The following is a 1089-nucleotide window of genomic DNA, read 5'->3' on the forward strand; positions in this document are numbered from 1 at the left end:
CCGTCGGCGCCTCCCGTGCCGCGGTCGACGCCGGCTGGTACCCGCACAGCAACCAGGTCGGCCAGACCGGCAAGCAGGTCTCGCCGCAGCTGTACGTGGCCAACGGCATCTCGGGTGCCATCCAGCACCGGGCCGGCATGCAGACCTCGAAGACCATCGTGGCCGTCAACAAGGACCCGGAGGCCCCGATCTTCGAGCTGGCGGACTACGGCGTGGTCGGCGACCTCTTCGAGGTCCTGCCGCAGCTGACCGCCGAGGTCAAGGTCCGCAAGGGCTGATCCCCGCGGGGAGCACGGGAGGGCGTGGCACCGGGTACTCGGTGCCACGCCCTCCGTCGTGCGCGGGGGCCGCGCCGCACGCCCTCCGGCGTGGCCGCGGCCGCCCGCGGCTACTCGGTGAAGGCGGCCAGGTGCTGGGTGAAGCCGCCCTGGGCCGGCGGCAGCGGGCGCGGTTCGGCGTCCAGCGGGGGCTGCGGCTCCTCCATCGGGAGGAGCCGCAGCTCGGGCTGGTCGGAGTCGGGGGAGGGGAGCAGCCGGACCCTGGTGCCGACCGGGACGGTGCTGCGCAGCCCGTCGACGATGCACCACACGTCGAAGCCCTCGGCCATCCGGATCAGGGACTTCTGACGGACCAGCGGCGTGCGGGCCTGCTCGACCTCGCAGCGCCGGACGACCCCGGTGCCGGTGCTGGCCTCCAGCCGCAGCTCGGTGGAGCCGCAGGTGGGGCAGAGCAGTCGCTGGAAGGTCGGGTTGCTGCACCACGCGCAGCGCTGGAAGTACAGCACGGTGCTCCGGGTGTCGGTGTCGATGGCTGAGTGGACCACGCTGTCATCTCCCTGCGCTCGGACCGGCTTGTTCGGCAGAAGTTCGGCAGGAAAAAGGATAGGGAACTCAGTGCCGCCATGTGAAGGCACTGAGTTCCCTTTTTGCTGCGCGCATGCATAATGAAGGGTACTGAGTACCGTCGTGAAACAGGAGTGGCGATCATGAGCCAGGACTTCGATCTCTTCCGTATCTCCGAGGAGCACGGGATGCTCCGTGAGGCGGTGCGTTCGCTGGCCGAGGCGAAGATCGCTCCGTTCGCGGCGGA

The 1089-nt window shown here is 69.9% G+C and carries 2 protein-coding genes; one reads left to right on the top strand and one right to left on the bottom strand.

All coding sequences use genetic code 11. The features are described from left to right. A partial coding sequence (locus tag ACIRS1_RS38460; RefSeq protein ID WP_360223530.1) for an electron transfer flavoprotein subunit alpha/FixB family protein occupies positions 1 to 278 on the top strand: 278 nt, incomplete at its 5' end. Positions 279 to 388: 110 nt separating this feature from the next. Here ACIRS1_RS38460 and ACIRS1_RS38465 read toward each other — a convergent pair. Further along, complete coding sequence (locus ACIRS1_RS38465; RefSeq protein WP_402847326.1) at positions 389 to 823, bottom strand: hypothetical protein; 435 nt, start codon at positions 821 to 823, stop codon at positions 389 to 391. Between the last annotated feature and the right edge of the window lie 266 nt (positions 824 to 1089).

The sequence above is a fragment of the Kitasatospora sp. NPDC101176 genome, assembly GCF_044768035.1.
Lineage (GTDB): Bacteria > Actinomycetota > Actinomycetes > Streptomycetales > Streptomycetaceae > Kitasatospora.